Annotated in this window: 22 protein-coding genes, 1 tRNA gene and 1 pseudogene; 9 read left to right on the plus strand and 15 right to left on the minus strand. The window is 65.5% G+C overall.

Annotation, left to right across the window (positions count from 1 at the left end):
* Nucleotides 1–6: 6 nt before the first annotated feature.
* On the minus strand, nt 7–1,476 hold the full coding sequence (locus NJ1_RS20775; protein ID WP_067697166.1) for a glyceraldehyde-3-phosphate dehydrogenase: 1,470 nt from the start codon (nt 1,474–1,476) through the stop codon (nt 7–9).
* Between the two features lie 194 nt (nt 1,477–1,670).
* On the opposite strand from NJ1_RS20775, the gene NJ1_RS20780 reads away from it, so the two are divergent.
* Entirely contained in the window at nt 1,671–2,315 is a 645-nt protein-coding gene (locus NJ1_RS20780) for a pyridoxamine 5'-phosphate oxidase family protein (protein ID WP_067696962.1), read from the plus strand.
* Nucleotides 2,316–2,380: 65 nt separating this feature from the next.
* Here the strand turns inward: NJ1_RS20780 and NJ1_RS20785 are convergent, their stop codons facing one another.
* From NJ1_RS20785 to NJ1_RS20795, 3 genes are all read right to left on the minus strand, one after another.
* Nucleotides 2,381–3,607 carry a PucR family transcriptional regulator gene (locus NJ1_RS20785; protein WP_067696964.1) on the minus strand — a complete coding sequence of 409 codons (1,227 nt, stop codon included), beginning with the start codon at nt 3,605–3,607 and terminating at the stop codon, nt 2,381–2,383.
* A 40-nt stretch (nt 3,608–3,647) separates the two neighbouring features.
* The gene (locus NJ1_RS20790; protein WP_157574116.1) at nt 3,648–5,000 is read right to left on the minus strand and encodes a lipase family protein; all 1,353 of its coding nucleotides are present in this window, start codon (nt 4,998–5,000) and stop codon (nt 3,648–3,650) included.
* Between the two features lie 932 nt (nt 5,001–5,932).
* Nucleotides 5,933–6,724, minus strand: coding sequence for a class I SAM-dependent DNA methyltransferase (locus NJ1_RS20795; protein ID WP_245717503.1), 792 nt, complete (start codon nt 6,722–6,724; stop codon nt 5,933–5,935).
* A gap of 336 nt (nt 6,725–7,060) precedes the next feature.
* Between NJ1_RS20795 and NJ1_RS20800 the strand changes: the two genes are divergently transcribed.
* On the plus strand, nt 7,061–7,555 hold the full coding sequence (locus NJ1_RS20800; RefSeq protein ID WP_067697169.1) for a phosphatase domain-containing protein: 495 nt from the start codon (nt 7,061–7,063) through the stop codon (nt 7,553–7,555).
* Between the two features lie 252 nt (nt 7,556–7,807).
* Here the strand turns inward: NJ1_RS20800 and NJ1_RS20805 are convergent, their stop codons facing one another.
* Nucleotides 7,808–8,605 carry an SDR family NAD(P)-dependent oxidoreductase gene (locus NJ1_RS20805; protein WP_067696968.1) on the minus strand — a complete coding sequence of 266 codons (798 nt, stop codon included), beginning with the start codon at nt 8,603–8,605 and terminating at the stop codon, nt 7,808–7,810.
* 30 nt (nt 8,606–8,635) lie between these two features.
* A complete protein-coding gene (locus tag NJ1_RS20810; protein WP_157574117.1) occupies nt 8,636–9,220 on the minus strand; it encodes a hypothetical protein in 585 nt (194 codons plus the stop codon).
* A 72-nt stretch (nt 9,221–9,292) separates the two neighbouring features.
* On the opposite strand from NJ1_RS20810, the gene NJ1_RS20815 reads away from it, so the two are divergent.
* Complete coding sequence (locus NJ1_RS20815) at nt 9,293–9,859, plus strand: TetR/AcrR family transcriptional regulator (protein ID WP_067696972.1); 567 nt, start codon at nt 9,293–9,295, stop codon at nt 9,857–9,859.
* Between the two features lie 215 nt (nt 9,860–10,074).
* Here NJ1_RS20815 and NJ1_RS20820 read toward each other — a convergent pair whose 3' ends face one another.
* The 7 genes and pseudogenes from NJ1_RS20820 to NJ1_RS20840 form a co-directional block, all read right to left on the minus strand.
* The gene (locus NJ1_RS20820; protein ID WP_084478573.1) at nt 10,075–11,031 is read right to left on the minus strand and encodes a branched-chain amino acid ABC transporter substrate-binding protein; all 957 of its coding nucleotides are present in this window, start codon (nt 11,029–11,031) and stop codon (nt 10,075–10,077) included.
* Entirely contained in the window at nt 10,913–12,319 is a 1,407-nt protein-coding gene (locus NJ1_RS40605) for a serine/threonine-protein kinase (protein WP_245717496.1), read from the minus strand. Before NJ1_RS40605 ends, NJ1_RS20820 begins: the two co-directional genes overlap by 119 nt.
* 403 nt (nt 12,320–12,722) lie before the next feature.
* A pseudogene (locus NJ1_RS41030) lies at nt 12,723–12,848 on the minus strand (zinc ribbon domain-containing protein); the annotation flags it as partial.
* Nucleotides 12,849–12,990: 142 nt separating this feature from the next.
* Nucleotides 12,991–13,062: transfer RNA gene (locus tag NJ1_RS20825), tRNA-Val, on the minus strand.
* A 63-nt stretch (nt 13,063–13,125) separates the two neighbouring features.
* Entirely contained in the window at nt 13,126–13,590 is a 465-nt protein-coding gene (locus NJ1_RS20830) for a peroxiredoxin (protein ID WP_067697173.1), read from the minus strand.
* 99 nt (nt 13,591–13,689) lie between these two features.
* Complete coding sequence (locus NJ1_RS20835; protein WP_084478588.1) at nt 13,690–14,112, minus strand: DUF3052 domain-containing protein; 423 nt, start codon at nt 14,110–14,112, stop codon at nt 13,690–13,692.
* Between the two features lie 114 nt (nt 14,113–14,226).
* On the minus strand, nt 14,227–14,781 hold the full coding sequence (locus NJ1_RS20840) for an Rv2240c family protein (protein WP_067696976.1): 555 nt from the start codon (nt 14,779–14,781) through the stop codon (nt 14,227–14,229).
* Between the two features lie 279 nt (nt 14,782–15,060).
* Between NJ1_RS20840 and aceE the strand changes: the two genes are divergently transcribed.
* From aceE to NJ1_RS20870, 6 genes are all read left to right on the plus strand, one after another.
* On the plus strand, nt 15,061–17,934 hold the full coding sequence (aceE, locus tag NJ1_RS20845; protein WP_157574132.1) for a pyruvate dehydrogenase (acetyl-transferring), homodimeric type: 2,874 nt from the start codon (nt 15,061–15,063) through the stop codon (nt 17,932–17,934).
* A 45-nt stretch (nt 17,935–17,979) separates the two neighbouring features.
* Complete coding sequence (locus NJ1_RS20850; protein WP_422615765.1) at nt 17,980–19,275, plus strand: PucR family transcriptional regulator; 1,296 nt, start codon at nt 17,980–17,982, stop codon at nt 19,273–19,275.
* Between the two features lie 128 nt (nt 19,276–19,403).
* Nucleotides 19,404–20,321, plus strand: a complete 918-nt coding sequence (locus tag NJ1_RS20855; RefSeq protein WP_084478575.1) for an ACP S-malonyltransferase — start codon at nt 19,404–19,406, stop codon at nt 20,319–20,321.
* Nucleotides 20,322–20,427: 106 nt separating this feature from the next.
* Entirely contained in the window at nt 20,428–20,727 is a 300-nt protein-coding gene (gene acpM / locus NJ1_RS20860; protein WP_067696984.1) for a meromycolate extension acyl carrier protein AcpM, read from the plus strand.
* Between the two features lie 11 nt (nt 20,728–20,738).
* Nucleotides 20,739–21,989 carry a KasA/KasB family beta-ketoacyl-ACP synthase gene (locus NJ1_RS20865; protein ID WP_067696986.1) on the plus strand — a complete coding sequence of 417 codons (1,251 nt, stop codon included), beginning with the start codon at nt 20,739–20,741 and terminating at the stop codon, nt 21,987–21,989.
* Nucleotides 21,990–22,142: 153 nt separating this feature from the next.
* Nucleotides 22,143–23,573, plus strand: a complete 1,431-nt coding sequence (locus tag NJ1_RS20870) for an acyl-CoA carboxylase subunit beta (RefSeq protein WP_067696988.1) — start codon at nt 22,143–22,145, stop codon at nt 23,571–23,573.
* A gap of 75 nt (nt 23,574–23,648) precedes the next feature.
* Here NJ1_RS20870 and NJ1_RS40855 read toward each other — a convergent pair whose 3' ends face one another.
* Both NJ1_RS40855 and NJ1_RS20880 read right to left on the minus strand, forming a co-directional pair.
* Nucleotides 23,649–24,086 carry a hypothetical protein gene (locus tag NJ1_RS40855; protein ID WP_067696990.1) on the minus strand — a complete coding sequence of 146 codons (438 nt, stop codon included), beginning with the start codon at nt 24,084–24,086 and terminating at the stop codon, nt 23,649–23,651.
* 163 nt (nt 24,087–24,249) lie between these two features.
* Entirely contained in the window at nt 24,250–24,783 is a 534-nt protein-coding gene (locus NJ1_RS20880; RefSeq protein WP_067697175.1) for a DUF3145 domain-containing protein, read from the minus strand.
* Nucleotides 24,784–24,898: the final 115 nt, after the last annotated feature.

Raw genomic sequence — 24,898 nt, forward strand, 5'->3', positions numbered from 1 at the left:
AGGGAATCACCCCACGGTGAGCGCATCCGAGCGATCCTGCGACACCAGCTGCGGGTACGTCGGGTATTCGATACCCGAGATGTACTGCACGGTCCGCACGACCTGGCACGAGTAGCCGAATTCGTTGTCGTACCAGAGGTACAGGATCGCGGTGTCACCATCGACGATGGTGGCATTGGCATCCACGATCGACGCCGCACGCGAGCCGATGAAATCGCTCGACACCACATCGGTGGCGGCGGTGTAGTCGAGATTCCGGCTCAGCGACCCCGACAGCGACACCTGACGCAGGTAGTCGAGAACCTCTTCCCGGGTGGTCTCGCGCTGCAACTGCAGATTCAGGATCGCGATCGACACATCCTGGGTGGGAACGCGAATCGAGCTGCCGGTGATCTTGGCCTTGAAGTCCGGCATCGCCTTCGCGACCGCGGAGGCCGCACCGGTCTCGGTCAGCACCAGGTTGAACGGCGCGGAACGACCGCGTCGGTCGGCCTTGTGATAGTTGTCCAGCAGGTTCTGGTCGTTGGTGAACGAGTGCACCGTCTCCACGTGACCGCGCACGATGCCGAACTCCGCGTCCATCGCCTTGAGCGGCGGCACGATCGCATTGGTGGTGCAGGACGCGCACGACACGATCGTGTCCGACGGATCCAGCGCCAGATGGTTGACCCCGTGCACGATATTCGGCACGTCGCCCTTGCCCGGCGCGGTGAGCAGCACCTTCGCGATGCCGGGCCGCAGATGCTGCTCCAGACCCGCGCGGTCGCGCCACTTACCGGTGTTGTCGATCAGGATCGCGTTCTCGATCCCGTACTCGGTGTAGTCGATCGCGGCCGGGTCATTGCTGTAGATGAACTTGATGACATTGCCGTTGGCGATGATCGCGTTGTTCTCGGCATCGACCTTGATGGTGCCGTTGAACTTCCCGTGCACCGAATCCCGGCGCAGCAGCGACGCCCGCTTGACCAGATCGTCCTCACCGCCCTTGCGCACCACCACGGCCCGCAGGTTCAGCCCGTTCCCCGACCCGGTCTTCTCGATCAGCAGCCGGGTGACCAGCCGCCCGATCCGCCCGAACCCGTACAGCACCACATCCCGGGGCCCCTGGGCCTTCGCCTTGTTCCCGTCGGTGATGTCGGCGAACACGGCGGCCGTGAACTCCGGTACCCCCAGTCCCTGTCCGTCGGCCCGATACGCCATCACCAACCGGCCGAGGTCGATCTTGCACGGCCCCACATCCAGCGCGCTGATCACCTCGAGGAACGGCAGCGTCTCCTCGATCGAGAGCTCCTCCCCCTCGATCTGCCGCGCGAACCGATGCGTCCGCAAAATACTGATCACCGACTTGTTCACCAGCGACCGGCTGTGCAGAAGGATGGTCACACCCTTCTCGCGGTACAGCCGTCCGATGATCGGAATCATCGCCTCCGCCGAAGCCTCGTGAGCGTTCCAGCGGTCAAGATGGTCGTTAGTCAACACACGTCCTCGGGGTTCCCTAGCAGTCCGACCCTTCGATGCTAACCACCCCCGTAACCTTCACAAACGCCAGCTACCCCACTGTGAGCTGCACCTCTACGCACGGCGCCGACGTCGGGCCGCGATATCGCCCGGTCGTGTAATCGCGCACACGAGGTGGTTACGACCTGTCGCCGTGTGATAGCCCTGACGATATGGGACAGCGCTACCACCACCTCGCGTTCGGAGCCGAAACCCTCGCGCGACAGCGCGCCGTCGGCAGCATCACCGCCTACGGCGCCGACCTCACCGCACCCATCGCCGCACCACAGGAACTCGACTCCCGCGAAATCGCCCTCATCAAGAGCGTTTTCCAGTTCCAGATGGCCACCGTGACACCGGCGGGCTGGCCGTACATCCAATACCGCAGCGGCCCACCAGGATTCCTGCACCACCTCGGCGGCTCCCGCATCGGCTTCGCCGACTTCCACGGCAACCAGCAGTTCGTCTCCGTCGGCAATATCGACTCCAACGGAAAAGTAGCGCTCTTCCTCGCCGACTACCCCCTCAAACAGCGTCTGAAGGTATTCGGCCACGCCACCGTCGTGGACGCGGCAGACGACCCCGAACTCCTGGCCCGCCTCCGCAAGATCGGCAACGCGGAAATCGCCGCCCGCTGCGAACGCAGCATCGTCATCGACGTCGAAGCCTTCGACTGGAACTGCTCCCGCAGCCTCATCCCCCAATACCGCCGCGAAGAAGTCCAGGCCCTCAATCAGCGCCACGCAGACGAAATCGCAAGGCTCCGAGCCGAACTCGACGAGGCCAGAACCCAACTGGCCGCGCGTCAGGACGGGTGAATTCCACCGGTGGTGATATCGACACCGCCGACGTCGCTCGGCGCTGGTCGCCAGTTTTCCGACGATCAGTTCGTCGGGTCGGGGCGGTGGCGGTGGGGGTCCGTCGTGCGAGCGGGGTAGGTCACGATGCGTTGGGCGACCCGCGCGGCCATGAGGGTGGAGACGCCGCTGGGCAGCAGGGGGTCGTAGCCGGTGAGTTCCGCGATGCGGGAGAGCCGGTACGTGACCGTGTTGCGATGGATGAACAGCGCTTGAGCGGCGGCGCTGTGGTTGAACTCGTTGTCGATGAACGAATCGAGTGTTTCCAGCAGCGCGGGATTATCGGCAAGCGGATCGAGCAGCGCGGCCAGGGCCGCCAGCGTGGCACCGCCCGCGGCCACGGAGTATTCGAACATCATGTGCTTTCGGGTGCAGATGGTTTCGGGCCGGGCCAGAGCACGGGCCGTCTCGGCGACGGTGTGCGCCTCGGTGTAGGCCCGGGGGATGTCGGCGCGAGCGAGTGCGGTCGCGACGCCGATCCAGCACTCGGGCTGAACGGCTCTGCTGGGCAACCCGATTCGCCGGGCCAGCGCCGCCGCCGGGTCGCCTTCGTCGACCGGGCGCCGAGGAACGAGTGCGATCCAGCCGCCGTTGTCTCGGTAGAGGAAGGTACCCGGAAGCAGCCCGAGCCGATTGCGGATAGTCGTGAGGGTGCCGGGCGCCGGTTCGCCGAGCCGTACCGCCGCAACCAGGAACGCTTCCGCGATGGGAATTTCGGGTGTGCCGTTCCAGGTGACCTCGCGTCCGGCCAGCAGGTCCGCGGCGATCTCGCCCTGTCGTTCCAGGACGTCCCAGCGTGGTTGCCGACTGTCCTCGACCAGTGCGGTAGCGATGTGCGTGACCACCAGATTGAGGTAGTTGGTCAAGCGCAGCCCGAGTTCCGGGAGCAGCAGGTACTCCGCCACGTCGAGGGCGGGGATGGATCGGCGCCACAGGAACGCGGTGCCGACCCGGTAATTGGTCAGGATCTCCTCGAGGGACATACCGTCCCGGATCAGTCGCAGCGCCCGCTCGACCAGCGGGCGCGTGTCTTGCCGGGACAGTTCGTCGTCCATGGTGAGCGAGCGGAAGAACAGTGCGATATTGAGCTGCACGCTCGGCACGAAATCCGCGTCCAGCATCGAATGGGGCAGCAGATCATCGGTTTTGAGCGTGGCGGCCAAGCTCGCCGTCTGGGCGTGAATCCGCTCGATCACGTGCTGCCATCGCTGGTCGCGCGCGAGTTCGGGCTCGGGGGAATACATCTGAGTCATGTGCCCTCCTAAGACACCGATACCGCGTCGACCGTTGCGATCACGCGCCCGGGAAGCCGGCCGGCAGTGGCGCGGGGAATCCGAGATTGAACTTCGGACCCGGGGACAGACCTCGCAGCACGGCGCTGGTCCACGCCACCGACGGGGTCCAGCCGGTCACGGCGTTGACTCCGTGCTCGGGCAGGGGCACGGTGATGAACCGCAGGTCCGCGCCGCTGTCCCAGTACTTGTTCACCGTCGGCAGCACAGTCGAGGGTGGTACGACCTCGTCCCAGATGCCGTGCCACCACAGGATCGGGGTGTCCGGGATGTGTTTGCCGAGGCTGTTATCTTCCAGCACCCGCATGATCGCGGGTTCGGTTTCCATCGATTTGCCCGGTTTGAAATAGGCACTGAGTGGGCGGTATATCCCCGAGGGAGCGATGGTGATGACGCAGCGCGACTGGAAATCGCTCAGCAGTTGCCTGCCTTCCTCGGTCAGCAATTCCTCGGGCCGGAACACCTCCGGGTATTCCCGTGCCAGGGCTACGAACCCGAGCCACATGGTGAAATTGCCGATCCCGGCGAGTCCGGGTTGCGGCTGGACCGCGTACTGCGCGATACCCGTGAGACTGCCGGGGGTGGCACCGACCGCCGTGCCCAGCAGCCGCACATCAGGCGCGTAGGTCGCACGCAGTTCCGCCGCGCGAATCGAGCCCGAGCCGCCACCGGAATACCCGTACAGCGCGATGCCGGCATCGGCCAGGCCCAGCTCCGTATCGTTCTTCACCGCACGCAAGCTGTCCAGCACCATCTTGCCTTCGGCGTAGGTGTTGAACGTGTTGAACTTGCCGTCGAAGTCGGGGATGTTGATCGCGAAGCCCTGCATCAGCCAGTAGATCGCGAGCGCCGACTCCTTCATCGTGCCGACCTGCAGCGTGTACGACGGATTGCAAGAGGAACTGGTGGAGTCGATGGCCTCCTGGAACGACAGCACCGGCCGGGTACTGCCCTGCCACGGAATGCCGGGCACGATGACGGTCGTGGCCGTCACGATCGGATTGTCGTGAACATCGTTGGACCGGAACAGCAATTGCTTGGTGTACACCGGAAACGGGATGCCGAGCAGCCGGGTCTGCACCTCCCGGACGCGCACGATCTGACCCGGCGCATAGGAGGCGAGATCCTCCGGGTCGTCGTACCAAGGATCTTCCGAGGGTGTCGGAATCGGCAGCAGATCGTAGACCTGCGGTTCGGACGGCAACTGCGGTAACTGATTCTGGTCCGGCGGAAATGCGATATCAGCGGGATCGCCCACCGCAGTACCCGCCCCGACCAGCACCGTGACCGCCGATATCGTCGCGACAGTCAGGTGTCGCAACCGCGTTGTACCCATCAAATCCTCCAGCGTCATTGCCACGAAGTGTCCACACCCTCTCGGCGTCTGGAACCAGAACATCGCATGACACAGTCCGGAGTCTTCGGCACGATCCCAACGGTGAATGCCGACATTAGTGCGCACGCACAGCCGAGTCGGCCGGCACTTCATTCGACTCGATGCGATTGCTCGCGGTGTGCTCGGGAGGTGATGTCGAAATTTGGCTGCGCTCGGTGGGCCCGATTCATCCGCCAGCCACATCGCGCGCGGACACCGCCCGAAGCACTCGCGCGTGTTACGAGGGCCGCCTGAGCCCGGACCGCTCACCGCACTGAGCAAAGCGGCAGGCGGGAGCGTTGGCGGCGAGATCGACTGCCGCGCAGGCACATCCTGCCGAAGAGGATCGCACCCTCGATCTCACCGATTCGCTAGGGGCCGAGAAGATTTGGCTCCGGCTCGCACGGGGGTTCAGCGCGCGATGGCATCGACACAAAGGTGGTACGGGCTCGCGCCTCGGGGGCTTCGCGCGCTCACGCGCCGGATGACCGACCGACGTTCAGAAAGCGTTCGACCGCAGTATCGAGCGCGACGCCGAACTCATCGCAGCTGGTGATCTGTAGACATTCAATGCAGTCGCGAGGAGATCTCCGCAGCGGCCTGGTCCAGGTCGAGAACGCGCTCCATGGGTGACATTCTTCCTCGATCGTCTGATGGACACTCCGGATCACGTCGCTTGGCACGCGACATCACTGCCGGGCAACACGATTCGGCGCACCCCGAGGTGTCGCCTTCGACTGGTCGTTGACTCTGCTGCGACCACCCGAACCGCTGCGCAGGACTGCCGATTACACGTTCTGCACGAACCCTGTCGGCACCACCCATGAGAAGGCCTGTCCGATGCCACGCTGAACCCGACGTGGACTTCTGGACGCCGCACAGCGGGTTCGGCGAATAGAAGCGTCTGCGGGTCAGCCGGGCTGCGGGCTCGTGGCCCGGTTCGCGGGGGTGCAGGAAATCGCCAGCATGGTGGGGATGGTGCTGAACCACTTCTGATAGTCGGTCCACTCGGCGACCGGAATGTCGTTGTGCGGCAAAGACGGTGGCTCGTGAACGCCGGTGATGACCAGTCCGTGGGCGACCAACTTCTCGACGTACCACGACAGTGGGCGGTGGTAATGACGGTGCCCGCCGAACGATTCGATCCACCGGGTTTCCTGCTCGAGATAGCCGGTGATCTTGCGATAACGTTCGCCGGAAGAGCCGCCGTCGACGATGTCGTGGCTGAAGAAGGCCGGATGCAGCACCGAGAAGACGAACGCACCTCCGGCGCGCAGCGCCACGGCGACATCGGCGATCAGACGATCCAGCACCGGAATATCCATGAGGACCATATGCGCGACGACTCCGTCGTACCGGCGGTCCGGGTCGGGCAGGCCGAGCGCGAGATCATGCTGCCGGAAATCGATCTCGGGATATCTCGATCGGGCAGTGGTCAGCAATGCTTCGCTACCATCGATGCCCGTGACGCGGGCGCCGGCCTGCCGCATCTGTTCGGCCAACCAGCCATGTCCACACCCCAGATCGAGGACATCACGATCGGCGACCGGACCGAGCTTCGACCACAGGAACCCGTGAATCCGCCGATAGAAGCTATCGGTAGACCCCGGCACAGTCGATACATAGTTGTCAGCGGCAACGTCCCACAACCGCAGATCCTCAGAACTGTTCGTCACCGAAAAAAGCCTGCCCGGCTTCGGCACATCGATCAAATTCGCATGGCGAACCTGCGCTCGGCACTGGTGGTGCTTGGTTCGATGGACACCGACAGGACGCCAGCTCGGCGTCGGTCAACCGTGGGGCGAACCCGATCGGCGGTCGCCACGGCCCGAGATCAAGGCGAGCATCAACGAATCGTCGACGGTCAGGAACCGCGCGGTGGCAAGGGTGTCGATGTCATGGCTCATACCCTCGCCCTACCAACTGCGCCTCGCACTCACGCCGGAAGGCGTGCAAACCATTGCCTGGCAACATTTCTCATGATCAACCTGGCTTCGTGCCGCCGACAACCATCACAACCCGAGGTAGTGAACATACGCATGCGCCCCACCATTTACACCGTCGACCATCGGGGTCCCGGACGGTTGAGCATCATGGCCAAGCCGCGCGGCGGAGAGTGGCTCGAAGATGAGATGAGCGCGCTGAAGGCGCTCGGCGTCGACCACCTGGTCTGCGCGCTCACCGCCGCCGAGCTCTACGAGTGCGATCTCGGCGACGAAGAACGCGCGGCACGCGAGGCGGGCCTGCGGTTCGTTTCCATCCCGATCGTCGACCGGAGTGTGCCCGATCAGGCCAGAGTGCTGCCGACTCTCCAGCACCTCGCGGGCGAAATGAACGACGGCGCACACGTTCTCACCCACTGTCGCTTCGGCATCGGCCGCGCATCACTGTTGGCAGCCGCGCTCCTCGTCATCAACCACACCGACCCCGACACGGCATGGAACCGACTCGAGCAGGCGCGTGGACTCACCGTCCCCGACACCCCCGAACAACGGGCATGGACCGACGCACTGCCGCGACGGCCGCTGCACTGACCACGGCTGGGATCCACACCCCTGGAATTACTCATACAGGCATGGCCGTCATCCGTCAGCCCGCGTCGCTCTGGTCAGAACATCCCCTCGTACCCGCGAGCTCGAGGCCTCATCGAAGCGGCCGGCACAGTGCATCGGAAGATCAAGCGGCCGTGCCGTTCCGACATCGACCGAGCGTCCGCACATACCCACAAGCGGTCATCGGCGACCTTGGTCCGAAGCAGGTGAGCGGCTCAACACGAGTGAGCGGTTTCAGCTGTTCTTGAAGGGATTGAGGATCTTGCCGGCGAGGTAGCCCAGGCGGATGGGCAGGGGCTTCATGGCGGCAGCAGAGATCTTGTTGACAGTGCCCGGGACGCACACGGGTTTGCCTTTCATCACGGCTGCCCACCCCTCGGTGACCACTGCGTCGGGCTGCTGCCACAGGATCCCGGGCAGGTGGTCAGCTCGGTCGCGAGTGCCCATCACATCGTGGAACTCGGTGCGGGTGAAGCCGGGGCACAGGGCGGTGACGTGGATGCCGTGGGGTTTGAGTTCCATGTCGAGCGCTTGCGAGGTGTTCAGGACGTACGACTTGATACCGGTGTAGAGCAGGCTGGCCGCGGGTGGAGCGAACGCGGCGACGGAGGACAGGTTCACGATGCGGCCCCAGCGGCGTTCCTTCATGCCGGGGATGACCAGGTGGGCGAGTTGGGTCTGGGCGGTCATCATCAGCTGGATTTCACCGGCCAAGACCTCCCACGGGGTGTCGGCGAACGCCGTTTTACCCGACAGTCCCGCGTTGTTGATCAGGATGTCGATGTTCAGGCCTTGCCGGTCGGCGTGGTCCAGGACGGCGGCGGGTGCGGCGGGATCGGTGAGGTCGGCGGCGAAGACCTCGCAGCGCACATCGTGCCGTGTGGTCAGCTGCGCGGCGAGTTCCCGCAGTCGGTCGTCGCGGCGAGCGACCAACAGCAGCTGGTAGCCGCGTGCGGCCAGGTGGTGGGCAAACGCCGCGCCGATCCCGGCGGACGCGCCGGTGATCAGCGCGGTGCGAGGGGAGGTGGTCATGGTTCCTTCGCTCAGGTCGGGGGTGAGGGGTCAGGCAGGTGGGCCGGGCAGCTCACGGCGGCCGGGAGTGAAGCCGGGCCGGGCTGTGCCGATGTCGCCGCGGTACGGACCGACCGGGCCGGTCAGCAGGAACGGGCGGGGAACGCGGCGCTGAGCGTCGGTGAATCCCCAGGTGCCCATGCCCAGATAGACGCCGGGCGCGGCACGCCGCACCTCGTCCACCATGTGGATCGAACCGCACATCGAGGAGTAGGCACGATAGATGAGCGTGTAGGCCGGAGCGCCGTCGTAGCGGGACTCGGCCAAGAGCGTGCGCATCGGATAGCGCTGCCGGACCCGGCCGAACTCACTGAAAGTGTTGTAACCGCGCCCACCGTTCTCGTCGACCGGCCGAAATGCCTTGCACAGCCACGGCCCGAGCGGGTTGGCCACGGCCACCTTTCCGGTCACCACGGCGAACAGATTCGGCTGAGCCAGCAGGACGGCGGCGTACTCGCCGTCGATCTCGGCGATCGTGGGAGCTTCCAGAGTGGTGAACACGTCGAGCAGGCCGCCGGTGTCGAGCAGGCTCAGTTCGGCGACCGCGTTGTCGGGGTCCATGGGAACCAGCCTCATCTCGTGAGTTTCTTGAACGTCGCTCAAGAAGCCTAACGCCTTCTTGAGCGATGCTCAAGATAAGGTGGCGAGGTGCCCAGGAACCGAGGCCCGCAGAACCGCGAGGAGAAGCGCGAGGAGATCATCGCCGCCGCGCAGCGCCTGCTCATCGACGACGGCTTCGAGTCGGCGTCCACGGCGCGGATCGCGAAAAGCGCAGGGGTCACCGTCAATACGATCTACTGGTACTTCCAGGACAAGGACGAGTTGCTCATCGCGGTCCTGGACCGCATCCTGGCCGAGGCACTCGCCACCTACGCGGAGATCGACGGCCTGCCGCTGAACGACCGGCTGCTATGGGTGGTCGATCAGCTGGAACAGCTGCACGGGCTGGTCAACACCGTGCACGCACGCGCCGCGACCTCCCCCGCCATCGACGCCTGGCACACCGGTTTCCACCAACTGGCCGACGCGCTCTTCGCCGACAACCTCCGCACCGCCGGTGTCGCCGCGACCGATTTCGCCGCCATGTCCGCCATCGGCACCTTCGTGATCGAAGGACTCCTCACCCACAAGCGCGACGACGCGGACAAGCGAGCGGTCATCGACCTGCTCGTCCGCAGTCTCATCGCCGCCTCCGGCCAACCCGGGGTGAGCTGAACCGCCGGATCTGCTTCGCGGCCTTTCGAATACCCGAGCAGACGGCCGATCCTCGTGGCCGGGCTCGGGTCATTGAGATTCATCATTCGACGGGAATCGTGACGCTCGAAACCAGCGGCAGTTCACGCTGTGTCACCGGTGTTTTCGGCGTCGGCACGCTGGCGCGCGGTGACCGCGGACTCGGTGGTCGTTGCGAGCGGTCCGGAACGGAATCATCACCGGACCTTGTAGACCCACACACGAGGGGCGATCAGCTCACCCGTACCGGTCCAGGCATAGCTGTGTGCGATCCCGTCGCCTCTGTACCCCCTCAGATATTCGAGCATGTCCGCACGTGTGACACGACCGGATGCGATGCCGCGCAACACGATTGCGGTGAGGTCGTAGCCTTCCACCGACTCCTGCCCTGCTGTACCGCCCGTCAGCGCCCGATACTGTGCGAGAAACTGATCGGTGACCGGGCCGCAGCCGCACGACACAATCGCGCCTGCGCCCTCCGATCCGGTCGCGCCCGGAAACTCCGGGCCGAAACTGCCGTCGCTGGTGGCGAATGCCGCCGTGATGCCCGCTTCCCGGAGTCGTCGCAGCAGCGGAGCCGCCTCGGTGGAATAGCCCGCATAGATGACGGCATCCGGCCCGACTTCGCCAATTTTCGCGACGACCGGGCCGAGATCGGCTCCGGCGGTAATCGTCGCCTCACACTGCCGATTGAACGCTGGACTGATCGAACTGCCCAGCCCCGCACCGTAATCCGTATTGTCCATCACCACGCACACACTGCGATGACCGGCGACTCCGGTCAGATACCGGGCCAGCGCCGGGCCCTGCACCTCATCGTTGGCTATCCCCCGGAAGTAGCTGTGCCATCCGTTGGCCGACAACGACACCTGCGTACCCATGGACAGGAATGGCAGACCGGCAGCATCGAATGTTGGTCCCGCGGCTTTGGTCTCACCCGAGAACAGCGGACCGATCAGAGCAACGATCGAGGAATCGGCGACGATCTGCTGGGCAAGTGGTTTTGCCGTCTGCGGGTCGCCCGCTGTGTCGAGGTCACGCACCTCTACGCGGCAGTCCGGGTTCTTCCGGTTGAACTGCTCCACCGCCAGTCGCACACCACCGATCACATTGCCGCCGATCGCCCCGTTGGGACCGGTCAGCGCGCCCGCCATCCCGATCGCCAGCGGCTCGCACACCGCCTTGCCGTCCCCGGCCGGATCCAACGGGGTCCCCAGCGGAGCTCCCTGTCCGCCCTGCGCGTCGACCTGAGTCAGCGGTTGATAGGCGGGATCCACTGCGACCCGCGTGCTCAGACTCGCATCCGGTTCCGCAGTGGCGCTGGGGGGGCGCTGACGACGACTCGGAATCCCTTGTCGACCAGACTATTCCAGCCGAAACCGCAAGCACGGCGACGAGAGTTGCCGCACCACCCGCGACCCATGGCGTACGGCGGAACCTCGACGATCCCTTCTCGGGCGCCGGGTCCAGGACCTCGGGCCGCACACGGAGAAGCGTCACCGGCGCGCCGACGGCTGAGCCGCCGATCGCCGCCGACGCTGTAGGAGCGCTCGGAGCGGTCACGGTGACGTGGGCCGGTGCCGCTTCACGGGAACCTTCGGTCGCCCAAACATCCTGCGACAAAGCATGTGCCGCCGCTGCGGCGAAGTCACCACAGGAATCGAACCGATCGACCGCGCGCTTGGACAGCGCCCGCGACAGTACGACGTCGAGGGCGGCCGGCACCGCCCGATTCCTGGAGCTGACCGGCGGCGGCGGATAATGTAGGTGCCCGGCCACCACCGCTGCGGCACTGTCGGCCTCGAATGGGGTTGCGCCGCAGAGCAATCGATAGAACGTGCAGGCCAGCGAATACTGGTCGGATCGTGCGTCCAGCACTGCGCCGGCCAGCTGCTCAGGCGACGCATAAGCCAAGGTGGCGATGAGGGTACCGGTTCGGGTCAGGTTCGCCGCATCATCGCGCAGTCGCCCGATTCCGAAGTCCGCCAGCAAGACACGCTCACCACGCCCTGGTTCCGATCGAGCCAGCATGATGTTGGCCGGCTTCACGTCCCGGTGAATGATCCCGACCGAATGCGCATAGTCGAGCGCCCGTGCGGTCTCCACGATGATCCGGATCGCCCGCGCCGGAGTCAGTTCAGCCGCATCCAGCGCGGCGACATCCAGCCCGTTCACGAATTGCATTGCGATCCACAGCCGCCCGCCGTCTACGCCCCGGTCGTACACCGACACGATATTCGGATGGTCCAGCCGGGCGATCAGCTCGGCCTCTCGCTCGAACCGCGCCCGAATCTCGCTGTCGGTCGCGAATTCCTGGCTCAACACCTTCAAGGCGATCCGTCGCGGCAATCGTGGATGCCGCGCCAGAAACACCTCCCCCATGCCGCCACCGCCGAGCCTCCGCTCGATCAGATATCCAGCGACAATCTCACCCGCGCGCATCGACCGATCCCCTCACCCCTACCAGACTCCCGAACGGTACACGGCGCCGGTTCGAGGCGGAATCGGCCGATTGCCGGTATCGGGTACAGGGTTTCGCACCGACCAGACCAGACCGACTCGCATTCGGTACTTACGCCAATGACCATTCGACTCAGGAGTGTTCCAGCAGGAGGTGTAACCGTCGACTACTCCACGCATGATCTTCTTGTTCGAGTCATGCTCTTCGACACCGCTTCTGCGACCCTGCCCAGCGGCACAGAGGGTTTCGAACCGTTCAGGCGTCAGACGTGAGTCCGGCCCGAGCCGCAGATTCACATCCGCGACGTTGGCCCACATCGGAATCGGCTCGGGACCTTCGTGTGGCAGTAGCTATCGCCCGCCCATTGCGGGACATACCCAGGTTTCAGCGGGCATGTACCCGTCCCGGCGTCCCGCGCTGCGGACGTCTGTCCTCCACCAGCGCTGCCAGATTGCGGGCACCGTTGAGATCGCGATCCAACCGATGCCCGCAGCTGCCGCAGTCGAATCTCCGCTCGCGCCGACGAAGTTTGGGCTTTCACCTGACGCTACAGCCGCCTGAGCCACGCCGTCACACCCTCCAGATGCTTCAGGTTCGATCCAGACCCAAAGAAAACCGGCAGGGATCTCACGGGATCCTTGCCGGTTGGAAGTGGGCGCACGCGGGATCGAACCGCGGACCGCTGGTGTGTAAAACCAGTGCTCTACCGCTGAGCTATACGCCCGGACGTCCGGGAGGAACCCCCGGGCCGGATTGCTGCCCCCGGGAAGATTTCGAGGGCAACGGGTTATGAATCTAGCGTGGCCAAGGCTTTCTCCCAAGCCTGCTGGTCACGGGGCTCGCCGGGGCCGTTCATCTCCGAGAAGCGGATGATTCCGTCCTTGTCGATGACGAAGGTGCCGCGGTTGGCGTAGCCGGATTTGTCGTTGAAGACGCCGTAGGACTGGGCGACCGCGCCGTGCGGCCAGAAGTCCGAGAGCAGGGGGAAGGTGTAGCCCTGTTCGGCGGCCCAGATCTTGTGGGTGGGCGGGGGGCCCACCGAGATGGCGAGGATCTCCGCGTTGTCGTTCTGGAACTTGGGGAGTTCGTCACGGACCTTGCAGAGTTCGCCTTGGCAGATGCCGGTGAAGGCGAGGGGGTAGAAGACGATCAGTACGTTCTTCTCGCCGCGGAACGTCGACAGGGTGACTTCCTGGTTGTTCTGGTCCTTCAACGTGAAGTCCGGTGCGACCGTGCCGACTTCGAGCGGCATGCGGGAAACCTCCATCTGTCGGGCATTCGTACGGGCGGCGCGACGCTGCTTGCGCAGAACGTACACACCGCCCGTTCGAAAACCTTAGCGAAGACGCGGTTAGCGCTGCTTCGAGGGCGTCTTGGGCTGCACCAGTCGGCTGCCGGACCATTCGCCGAGACTGATCGACGAGGTCTGGGTCAACCCTGCGGGAGATGCCGATTCGGCGATCTCGGCCGGGTCGACATGTCCGTCGTGGCCGGTCTTGGGCGTAAGCACCCACACGATGCCATCATCCGCGAGCGGAGTGATCGCATTGAGCAGTTCGTCGACCAGGTCTCCGTCACCGTCCCGCCACCACAGCAGCACGACGTCGACCACCTCATCGGTGTCCACGTCGAGCAGCTCGGACCCGATGGCTTCTTCCACCGAGACCCTCAGGTCGTCGTCGGTATCTTCGTCCCAGCCCAGTTCCTGTATGGCCATCCCATGTGAAATGCCAAGCTTCTGAGCGTAGTTCTGCGCGTCCGCCGCGGCGACCACGGTGGTGTCCTCCTCAACTCCAGACAATAGGTAGATGCAAGCGAACATGGTAAAAGCCCATAGCGCAAGCCGATCGGCCAGATTCGCACCCTAAATGTCGTATGTGAGACCGGTTCAACGGGCAGGGCACGCACTTCGGACAGCGTTCAACGAGTCGTTGACCTTGCGACTCGCTTCGTTCAGCGGTGCGACAGAGGACGTACTTGTCGTTTTGCGCACCTCGGCGGCGAGTCCGCGCGCGGCGGCCACGTAATCGGTGAACTTCTGGCCAAGTTCCGCCGGCAGATCGGCGCCGGAGGCACTCACCCGGGTCTCGACCGTCTTGGCGGCGTCGTCGAGCGCTCCGGCCGCGGCGTCCCGCTTGGCCGACTGGTCTCCAGCGTTCGCGTCGTGCGCGTCCACGAAGTCGTTGTAGCTGTCCACGGCCGGGCCGGTGGTGGTGCGGAACGGGTCGCAATTATCCGTGGTCGCCTTCGCCTGCGCCGCCGCGGCTTTGGACGAGGAGGCCGCCGCCGAGGACGTCGCGGCCTCGGCTTTGTACGACGTCACCTGGGCTTGATCGGCTGTCGGCGTACCCTCGACATTGTTCGCGCAGCCGGCGACAACCAGTCCGGTCCCGACCGCCAGGGTCGCGCACGCCAACCCGAACCCACGCGGGTTCAGCTTCATCGTCTCCCCGTTCCTGCCTCGGCGGTCTCGAAAAGATCACGCTCGCAGGGCCCTCGCGGGTACCACGAGCCGCCGCCTCCGGGCCCTCGGCGGTTCCCTGGAGAACCGTACTGGATTTCCGACTGACATGATGACCTGTGACGCACCGTGCACAAGGATGTGAGGTGCGCCGCAGAACCAATCGTTACGGGTACGCCGCGAACCAGCGGATGCCCGGGGTAATGACGCTCATCAGATGTCCCACCCCATGTACGAGGAGCAAACGTCTTGACCGACCTGATGCACCCTTTTTCATCGTCGTCGAGCCCGAACGGCACGGCACGTAACCGCCCGGCGGGGGGCCGGGTACGAGTGATTCGCGAGGGGGTGGCGTCATACCTGCCGGACATCGATCCGGAAGAAACCAGCGAATGGCTCGACTCCTTCGACGAGATGCTCGATCGTGAGGGACCCGGGCGCGCCCGGTACCTCATGCTGCGCCTACTGGAGCGTGCCGGAGAACGCCATGTCGCGATTCCCGCACTGACTTCCACCGACTACGTCAACACCATCCCCACCGAGAACGAGCCCTGGTTCCCCGGCGACGAAGAGGTCGAGCGGCGCTTCCGGGCCTACATCCGGTGGAACGCCGCGGTCATGGTGCACCGCGCGCAGCGCCCCGGTATCGGTGTGGGCGGCCATATCTCGACCTATGCCTCGTCCTCGGCGCTGTACGAGATCGGCTTCAACCACTTCTTCCGCGGCAAGGATCACGCCGGCGGCGGCGACCAGATCTTCGTGCAGGGCCACGCCTCCCCCGGCGTCTACGCCCGCGCGTTCCTCGAGGGCCGTCTGACCGAGGATCAGCTGGACGGCTTCCGCCAGGAGTACAGCCACGGTGGCCCGGGCAAGGGCCTCTCGTCGTACCCGCACCCGCGTCTCATGCCGGACTTCTGGGAATTCCCCACGGTCTCCATGGGTCTGGGTCCGATGAACGCCATCTACCAGGCGCGTTTCAACCACTACCTGCACGATCGCGGGATCAAGGACACCTCCGATCAGCACGTGTGGGCGTTCCTGGGCGACGGCGAGATGGACGAGCCGGAATCGCGCGGCCTGATCCAGGTCGCGGCCAACGAGGGCCTGGACAACCTGACCTTCGTGGTCAACTGCAACCTGCAGCGCCTGGACGGCCCGGTTCGCGGTAACGGCAAGATCATTCAGGAACTGGAGTCTTTCTTCCGCGGCGCCGGCTGGAACGTCATCAAGGTGGTCTGGGGCCGCGAGTGGGACTCGCTGCTGCAGGCCGATCGCGACGGCGCCCTGGTCAACCTGATGAACACCACGCCCGACGGCGACTACCAGACCTACAAGGCCAATGACGGCGCGTACGTGCGCGAGCACTTCTTCGGCCGGGACCCGCGCACCAAGGAACTGGTGAAGGGCCTCTCGGACGGGGACATCTGGAACCTCAAGCGCGGCGGGCACGACTACCGCAAGATCTACGCGGCCTATGCGGCGGCGATGGCGCACAAGGGACAGCCGACGGTCATTCTGGCCAAGACCATCAAGGGCTACGGCCTGGGCAAGCACTTCGAGGCCCGCAACGCCACGCACCAGATGAAGAAGATGACCCTGGACGACCTCAAGTCGTTCCGCGATGTGCAGCGGATCCCGATCTCGGACGCCGAGCTCGAGAAGAACCCGTACCTGCCCCCGTACTACCACCCCGGCCAGGACGCGCCGGAGATCCAGTACATGATGGGCCGGCGCAAGAATCTGGGTGGATTCCTGCCCGAACGCCGCACTTCGGCTAAGCCCCTGCAACTTCCGGGTGACGAGGCGTACCGCACCGTCCGCAAGGGCTCGGGCAAGCAGAGCGTCGCCACCACGATGGCGTTCGTCCGCCTGATGAAGGAACTGCTGCGCGACAAGGAAATCGGCAAGCGGATCGTGCCGATCATCCCCGACGAGGCCCGCACCTTCGGTATGGACTCGTGGTTCCCTTCGTTGAAGATCTACAACAGGAACGGTCAGCTGTACACATCGGTCGACGCCGAGTTGATGCTTGCCTACAAAGAGAGCTCGGTCGGGCAGATCCTGCACGAGGGCATCAACGAGGCCGGATCGACCGCGTCCTTCACCGCGGTCGGCACCTCCTACGCCACCCACGGCGAGCCGATGATCCCGCTCTACATCTTCTATTCGATGTTCGGTTTCCAGCGCACCGGCGACGGTCTCTGGGCCGCGGCGGATCAGATGTCGCGCGGATTCGTCCTCGGAGCTACCGCCGGGCGAACCACATTGACCGGTGAGGGCCTGCAGCACAACGACGGTCACTCGATGCTGCTCGCCTCGACGAACCCGGCGTGTGTTCCCTACGATCCGGCGTTCTCCTTCGAGATCGCCCACATCGTGCGGGACGGTCTGCGGCGCATGTACGGCGGCGGCGCGTCGACCTCCACCTATCAGGAGGCGCTGCCCGGCACCAATCCCGAGTCGCACTCGCAGCATCACGAGTTCGGCGGCGAGGACATCTTCTATTACATCGCCCTCTACAACGAGCCGCAGTCGCAGCCGGCCGAGCCGGACAACCTGGATGTGGAGGGTCTGCTGCGAGGGCTCTACCTCTACAACCGCGGCGCGGAAGGCGATGTGCGCGCTCAGATCCTGGTCTCGGGCGTGACCATGCCCGATGGTCTGCGCGCGCAGCAGATCCTCGCGCAGGAGTGGGGTGTGCAGGCCGATGTCTGGTCGGCGACCTCCTGGGGTGAGCTCCGCAAGGAAGCCCTGGCCAAGGAGATCGCGAAACTGCGCAATCCGCAGCAGGATCCGGGTCTGCCGTACATCACGCAGGTCCTGTCGCAGGCGGAAGGCCCGTTCGTGGCCGCCTCCGACTGGATGCGCGCGGTGCCGGATCAGATCCGCCAGTGGGTTCCGGGCGACTTCATCTCCCTGGGCACCGACGGCTTCGGCTTCTCCGACACGCGCCCCGCGGCGCGCCGGGTATTCAACGTCGACGCCCAGTCGATCGTGGTCGCGGCGCTGTCCGGATTGGCGCGCGCGGGGAAGATCGACCAGGCCACGCTGGTGGAGGCGGCCGCTCGATACCGCATCGACGACGTCAACGCCGCGCCGAAGGCGGCACCCGGTACCGAAGGCGGCGACGCATAACGGACCATAGGCACTGTGGAACGTAAACCGCCGAAACCGCGCCGGATCAACGAAGGTTCCTCCGAACACGAGGTGTACCTGCCCACCGGTGCGCTTTCTCCGAACCGGCAGACCCGGGATCCGCTCCCGGACACACTGCTCAAAAGGGTGAAGCAGTTCTCCGGTCGCCTGTCGACCGAGGCTGTTTCCTCCATGCAGGATCGGTTGCCGTTCTTCGCCAATCTGGACGCCGCCCAGCGCGCCGGCGTCCAGATGCTGGTGCAGACCGCGGTGGTGAACTTTCTGGAGTGGCTGCAGGATCCGGAAAGCGATATCCGGTTCAGCCTGGACGCCTTCCAGGTGATCCCCGACGATCTGGCGCGGCGGCTCACGCTGCGCCAGACCGTCGACATGGTCCGCGTGGCCATGGAGTTCTTCGAGCAGTGGCTGCCGGCGTTGGCGCGCAACGACCGGCAGCTGGTGGCACTCACCGAGGCGGTACTGCGATACGGGCGCGAGCTCGGTTTCGCGGCCGCCTCGGTGTACGCCAGCGCCGCGGAATCGCGCGGCGCGTGGGACACCCGACTGGAGGCGTTGGTCGTCGACGCCGTGGTGCGCGGCGATACCGGCCCCGAAATGCTTTCCCGCGCAGCGACTCTCAACTGGGACGCCACCGCGCCCGCGACAGTTCTGGTCGGCACACCCCCCAAAGATCAGGTGGCGGTGGGCAGTTCGGTACACGCGGTGGCGGCGCGGCACGGCCGCAATGCCCTTGCCGTGGTGCAGGGTTCGCGCCTGGTGATGGTGGTCAGCGGACACCTCGGCGATCCGCTCCACCCCTCTCCTTTTCTCTCGGACTTGCTCAGCGAGGTGTTCTCCAGTGGTCCCGTCGTGATCGGCCCGACCACTCGCACGCTGTCCGCGGCGCATGTCAGCGCGGTGGAGGCCATGGCCGGAATGGAGGCCGTGGTGGGCTGGCCGGTCGCGCCACGCCCGGTGCACGCGTCGGAATTGTTGCCCGAACGGGCGCTGCTGGGAGACCGGGCGGCGATAGACGCCCTGAACAACTCACTCGTGTTACCGTTGGCCGCCAGCGCGGACTTGGCCAACACCTTGGACGCGTATCTGGACTGCGGTGGAGCCGTCGAGACTTGTGCCCGCCAGCTGTACATCCATCCAAATACCGTGCGCTATCGCCTGAAGAAAATCGCCGACGTCACAGGTCGGGATCCGATGAATCCGCGCGATGCCTACGTGTTACGAATCGCCGCCACAGTAGGCAGGCTGACAAGAACTCGTAACGAATCACCCACTTCTGCCCCAGATGTCGCTCCCGTCACAGATCCCAAAGATGGGATGTAACGAGATCCAGGAATCGGACGATCCGCCCAACCCACTTGCCCTTTTGTGGACACCCCACAAAACTGCCGACAAACCTTCATTCGCGCCGACATCTCTCGAGACCCCCGCCACAGTGTTCTCTTAGAGGCGTGACACTCGCGTTGTTCGCCCCAGGACAGGGGTCTCAGACACCAGGCATGCTCACTCCGTGGCTTGAACTGCCCGGCGCGGCTGATCGAATCGCGCTGTGGTCGAAGGCTTCGGGACTCGACCTCGCCAGGTTGGGCACCACCGCGACCGCGGAGGAGATCACCGACACCGCGGTGACTCAGCCGCTGGTCGTGGCGGCGGCTCTGCTCGCGTTCGCGGAAATCCCCCAGGATTCGCTTCCCGCGGATACCATCGTCGCCGGACACTCGGTCGGTGAACTTGCCGCCGCTGCCGTCGCCGGAGTCATCTCCGCCGACGACGCGGTGACATTGGCCGCCATCCGCGGAGCGGAGATGGCCAAGGCTTGCGCGCTGGAGCCGACCGGAATGTCCGCGGTTCTCGGTGGTGACGAAGCCGCCGTGCTCGCCCGGCTCGAAGAGCTCGGCCTGATCCCGGCCAACCGCAACGCGGTCGGACAGATCGTGGCCGCGGGTACGTTGGACGCGTTGGCAGAACTCGCGGCCAACCCGCCCGAGAAGGCTCGGATCCGGGCCCTCCCGGTAGCCGGCGCCTTCCACACCGCATTCATGGCTCCTGCCCAGGAAGCCGTGGCCGCGGCCATTGCTCAGATCGCTCCCGGCGAGCCGACCCGGGTTCTGCTGTCGAACTTCGACGGCAAGCCGGTCGTCTCCGGACAGGACGCGATCGACAAGCTCGCTGCTCAGGTCACGCGCCCCGTGCGCTGGGACCTGTGCACCGAAACCGTTCGCGCGGCGGGAGTTTCCGCGGTGGCAGAGCTGCCACCGGCCGGAACCCTGGTCGGAATCGCCAAACGGGAGCTCAAGGGCACCCCGAATCTGGCGCTGAAGACCCCCGCGGACATCCCCGCGCTGGTCGAACTCAACACCACGGACTAGCTTGACTCGCGGCCCTACTCCTTCAACGGCGACGGAGTGCCAACGGGCCGCAAGATTCACAACACAATCCCGACCCATCAACAGGATTAAGAAGGGAGCCACCAAAGTGGCCGCTCTGACCCAGGAACAGATCGTCGAAGAGCTCGGCAAGATCATCGAAGAGGTGACCGGTATCGAGCCCTCCGAGGTGACCATCGAGAAGTCCTTCGTCGACGACCTGGACATCGACTCCCTGTCGATGGTCGAGATCGCCGTTCAGACCGAGGACAAGTACGGCGTGAAGATCCCCGACGAGGATCTCGCGAGCCTGAAGACCGTCGGCGACGCCGTTGCTTACATCCAGAAGCTCGAGGCCGAGAACGCTGACGCGGCCGGCGAGCTCAAGGCCAAGTTCGGTAGCGAGTAGGAACCGACACTGTGACCACTCCTTCCACTTTGAACGGGAACTTCCCCAACGTCGTCGTAACTAGCCTTGCGGCGACCACGTCGATCGCGGGTGACGTCGATGCGACGTGGAAGGGCCTGTTGAACGGCGAGAGCGGAATCGACGTTCTCGAAGATGACTTCGTCGCCGAGTACGACCTTCCGGTCCGCATCGGCGGTCATCTGAAGGTTCGGCCGGACACTCTGCTCAGTCGAGTCGAGTGCCGGCGCATGGCGTACGTCGAGCAGCTCGCGACCGTTCTCGGTCGCGAGGTGTGGAAGAACGCCGGTTCTCCGGAGGTCGACCCGCTGCGGCTGGGTGTGGCCATCGGTACCGGTCTCGGCGGCGGCGACGCGCTGATCGATTCGGTCGACAAGCTGAAGAACGGTGGCTATCGCAAGATTTCGCCGCTGGCTGTTCAGATGGTCATGCCGAACGGTCCGTCCGCGGTCGTCGGTCTCGAACTCCAGGCCCGCGCAGGAGTGATCACTCCGGTTTCGGCGTGCTCGTCGGGTTCGGAAGCCATTGCTAACGCGTGGCGCATGATCGTCATGGGTGACGCGGACATCATGGTCACCGGTGGCGTCGAAGGTTTCATCGATGCGGTGCCGATCGCGGCGTTCTCCATGATGCGTGCGATGAGCACCCGCAACGATGACCCGAAGGGCGCCTCGCGTCCCTTCGACAAGGATCGCGACGGCTTCGTCTTCGGCGAAGCGGGCGCGCTCATGGTCCTCGAGACCGAAGAGCACGCCAAGGCCCGTGGTGCCACGATCCACGCCCGAGTCATGGGCGCGGGTATCACTTCGGACGGCTTCCACCTGGTGGCGCCGGATCCGGAGGGCAGCGGAGCCGGTCGGGCGATGTCCCGTGCGATTCAGACCGCAGGTCTGACCGCGAAGGACATCACCCACGTCAACGCTCACGCGACTGCCACCCCCATCGGTGACACCGCGGAGAAGAACGCGATTCACAAGGCCGGCGTCTCGCACGCCTCGGTGTACGCACCCAAGTCCGCCCTGGGCCACTCGATCGGCGCCGTCGGCGCGCTCGAGTCGGTACTCACGGTCCTCAGCATCCGGGACGGCATCGTCCCTCCGACGCTGAACCTCGAGAACCAGGATCCGGAGATCGACCTGGATATCGTGCACGGCGAAGCTCGCCGTCAGGATATCGAGTACGCGATCAACAACTCTTTCGGTTTCGGTGGGCACAATGTCGCGCTCGCCTTCGGCCGGTACTGATTCCCGGTTTCCACCGGTGATCCGAACCGGTTTGTAAGACACGCAGTCCCGACGGGGGTTCCGGATGGAGATCCCGCACCCGGAGCCCCCGTTGGGATAGACATTTCGCAGCCGCTCTCAGCGACCGCACCTTCCTTCAGAGGAGAGTCCGCGATGACCATAATGGCTCCCGCACACGCTGACACCGCGACCGATCCCCGTGACCCGCTGGGCCGGTTGCAGCGCTTCTTCGATCCCGGAACCGTTCTGCCGCTGCACCCTCGCGACAAGTCCGGCGTGCTCGCCGCGATCGGCGAGGTCGACGGCGTCCGTACCGTCGCCTACTGCTCCGACGCCACCGTCATGGGCGGCGCGATGGGCGTGGAAGGCTGCAAGCACATCGTCGACGCGATCGATACCGCGATCGACTCCAAGACTCCTGTTGTCGGCATCTGGCATTCCGGCGGCGCCCGCCTCGCAGAAGGTGTGGAGGCGCTGCACGCGGTCGGCCTGGTCTTCGAGGCCATGGTCCGCGCGTCCGGCCAGGTCCCCCAGATTTCCGTGGTGCTCGGCTTCGCGGCCGGTGGCGCCGCCTACGGTCCCGCGCTGACCGACATCGTGATCATGGCCCCCGAAGGCCGTGTCTTCGTCACCGGACCGGACGTCGTGCGTTCGGTGACCGGCGAGAACGTGGACATGGAGACCCTCGGTGGACCGGTCACCCACGGCAAGAAGTCCGGCGTGTGCCACATCGTCGCCGATGACGAGGCCGACGCCATGCACCGCGGCCGTCGCCTGGTCTCCATGTTCGCCGAGCAGGGTGCCTTCGACCTGGTCGCCGCCGAACACGGCGACGTGGACCTCAAGGCCCTGATGCCCGCCTCCGCCAAGCGCGCCTACGACGTCAAGCCGGTCATCCACGAACTGCTCGACAATGTCGACGGCGAAAGCACTTTCGAGGAGATGCAGGGCGGCTACGCCCGCAGCATCGTCACCGGCCTGGGTCGGCTCGCGGGGCGCACCGTCGGCGTACTGGCCAACAACCCGATCCGCCTGGGTGGTTGCCTCAACTCCGAAAGTGCCGAGAAGGCAGCGCGTTTCGTGCGCCTGTGCAACGCGTTCGGCATCCCGATGATCGTCGTCACCGACGTTCCCGGCTACCTGCCCGGGGTCAGCATGGAGTTCGAGGGCGTGGTCCGCCGCGGCGCGAAGCTCCTGCACGCCTTCGCCGAGGCTCGCGTCCCCCGTGTCACCCTGGTGACCCGCAAGATCTACGGCGGCGCCTACATCGCCATGAACGCCCGTTCCCTGGGCGCGACGGCCGTATACGCCTGGCCCGGTTCCGAAGTCGCCGTCATGGGCGCCAAGGCCGCGGTCGGCATCCTGCACAAGAAGGCCATCGCCGCAGCGCCGGAACACGAGCGGGAAGCCCTCCTCGAGCGGCTCACCGCGGAGCACGAGGCCGTCGCCGGCGGTGTCGAGCGTGCCGTGGCCATCGGCGTCGTGGACGAGGTCATCGACCCCGCCAAGACCCGCTCGGTGATCGCCGCGGCCCTGGCCGCAGCGCCTTCGCGACCGCAGCACAACAAGAACATCCCGCTGTAATCCCTTACGCGGCAACAGGAAAGGCGGCCTCCGGTGGAGGCCGCCTTTTCTTGTCTCCGAGCTGCGGCAGGGACGTCAGGAGACCAGGCGGATCTCTTCGGCGGACTCGTTCTGGCTGGCGCATTCCTGGTACGGGTTGGGGTCGCCCTGACGCTCGCCGCAGACCCAGCGGATATCGGCGACCGTGACCGCTATGTCGCCGTCGGCCTTCTTGGTGCGTTCGGTGGCGTAGGCGTTGACGACCTCGGCGGCGGTCTGGCAGAACTCGTTCCCCTTGGCGGTGCTGGCGACGATGGCCAGGCCCCAGGGGCCGGTGCCGCACTCGGCGAGCTCGTGGCCGGCGGCCGGGAAGGCCGAGGCGGAGGTCGCGGGGGCCAAACTCGCGGTGCTGGTACTCGCGGTCCCGGTGGCGGCCGCCGGGCTGCTGCTGGAGGTGTCGTTGCAGGCGGAAAGCCCGAAAGCCAGCGCGGCGGTCAGAGTTCCGAGGGCGATCCTTGCTGCGGTGTGTCGCACGAGCTCTCCTTGTCGTCCCCCGCGGGATTTCCAGTGGCCGCTTCGCATTCTGCCCGGATCCGGGTCGCGGGGGCGGTCACAACGCGCGGGCCGGTGCGCCCCGAGTACCCGCGAATGGACGGGACGAACAGAGATCGTCCCGAGGGCAGGGTTGCGGTCGACCTCAGCCGACGTCGCGGCGGAGCCAGGTGACCTCGGCGCCCTCGCCGCCGAGGCGGTAGGGCTCGAGTTCGTCGTCCCAGGCGGTGCCGAGGGCGCTGTCGATCTCGGCGGCGATGTCCTGGGCGGAGGAGCGGCCACGATCGCGGGCTTCGGCGACGATGGCGCGCAGCCGCATCTCACCGACCATGACGTCACCGTTGGCGCTGGTGGCCCCGTGCCACAGTCCGAGGCCTGGGACGAAGCTGTATCGCTGCCCGTCGACGCCCTCGCTGGGGTCCTCGGTGATTTCGAAACACAGAATCGGCCAGTCTCGCAATGCCTTGGCTATCCGACCACCGGTACCGACCGGCCCGTACCAATCAGTGGTGGCACGCAGGCTTCCGGCGGCCGCCGGCTGGCTGGTCCACCGCAGTTTCGAGGGGGCCTTGAGGGTGGATGTGAGCGCCCATTCGATATGCGGGCACAGCGCGGCCGGCGATGCATGGATGTACACGACTCCAGACGTCGCCTCCGCGAACTGACTCGACACGCGCACCACTGACACCTCCGGCTCGGACGAGGGACGTCTTCCCCAACTTCCCCGCCGAGCGGCGATGCCCGAGTTTACTGGAGTGCCCGGTGTTACGAGTGTTGCTTCACGGACGTGTCGC

Source organism: Nocardia jejuensis NBRC 103114 (assembly GCF_001613145.1).
Lineage (GTDB): Bacteria > Actinomycetota > Actinomycetes > Mycobacteriales > Mycobacteriaceae > Nocardia > Nocardia jejuensis.